Origin of the sequence: Dulcicalothrix desertica PCC 7102, assembly GCF_003991905.1 — a bacterium.
GTDB lineage: Bacteria > Cyanobacteriota > Cyanobacteriia > Cyanobacteriales > Nostocaceae > Dulcicalothrix > Dulcicalothrix desertica.
Genome location: NZ_RSCL01000099.1, coordinates 1 through 1,276, shown reverse-complemented (window position 1 = coordinate 1,276; position 1,276 = coordinate 1). Strand labels below are relative to the sequence as shown.

Annotated in this window: 1 protein-coding gene; it reads right to left on the bottom strand. The window is 39.9% G+C overall.

Annotated elements, in window-relative coordinates:
- Nucleotides 1-15 precede the first annotated feature (15 nt).
- Nucleotides 16-1,149, bottom strand: a complete 1,134-nt coding sequence (locus DSM106972_RS50940; RefSeq protein ID WP_127085906.1) for an IS630 family transposase — start codon at nucleotides 1,147-1,149, stop codon at nucleotides 16-18.
- Nucleotides 1,150-1,276 lie beyond the last annotated feature (127 nt).

Genomic DNA, 1,276 nt, shown 5'->3' with positions numbered 1-1,276 from the left:
TAGTGTTCCATGTCATTAGTTTTGGGGTGTAGGATAAACCCTTTTGAGCTTAATTCTAGCGTCCTCTTTTCGGAAGCGCCAGTTAACACGAACCTGATTTTCATTACGATTCTCTTCCCAAATAGAGACTTCTTTTTTTAATGTTTCAATATTTGGTAATCTTCGATTTAAACACTGGCGCACTAGTACTGATAACTCAGATTCAACCATATTTAACCAGCTACCATGTTTCGGTGTATGGTGTATCTCTAGTTTTTGGGCAATCCTTCTGGCTTCTGCTGGTTCAAAGACTTCATATAAAGCGCCGATTGTATGGGTATTTAAATTATCCATCACCAATTTGATTACATCCGCTTCTGGAAAATGAACATCTACCAACTCTTTCATGCAGTAAGCAAAATCTACTTTTGTGCGGCGGTCGGTAACTTTAACATGTCTCCAACCTAAGTGTGGCGCCAAAAACGCAAACAAATTACAGGTTCCGTTTCTTTCGTATTCGTAATCTATTTTTTCTTTTTGTCCTGGTTTGTCTTCTGTTTTAGGCTTGGGAGGTATTGGTTCATGAACGTTCTCAATTAACAAGCATAATCTTTCATCAAAGCAAACTAATGGGCGCCGCGCGTCTGGCGGTTGCGCGTAAACATCTAGAACGTCTTCCATTTTGTATACGTATTCTGAACTCAACTGTGGTATACACCATTGCTCAATAAGCCAAGGTTTTAAATCAATGTTTCTAAGTGTGCGACTAATTGTCGATGTACTTATGGTGTCTATGATTTCTAAGCTAACCATTCGGTCGGCTAACATTTTCAGTGTCCAGCATCCACTGCCTTCTGGCGCCTTACTACAAGTTGTTGCAATTAAATAAGCTTCTAGAGTATCCGTAACTAATGACGGTTTTCCGCTACGTGGACGTTCAGATAATGTTGATTCTAAATTTTCTTCACAAAACTGTTGACGAGTCCTAGAGACTGTATTTATAGATGTATGTAGAGTTCTTGCAATCGCCTCGTCTGTACTACCGGAATCCGCCATTAGTAGCGTGTGCGCGCGGCGAATTTCCCTGGCGCCAGCCTTACCTTTTTTGACAAAATCAAGTAGCTGTACTCGTTGGTCGTCGCTTAGATTCACTTTATGTTTTTTATTCATGCACCCAGTTGATCTTATAATATAAGCAAGCGGCACCGAAGGCTCATATGCTTGTATTTTTTAGTTGTGTTGTTATATATTTAAAAGTATAGCACAACACCCCAAAACTAATGACACGGACTACTAG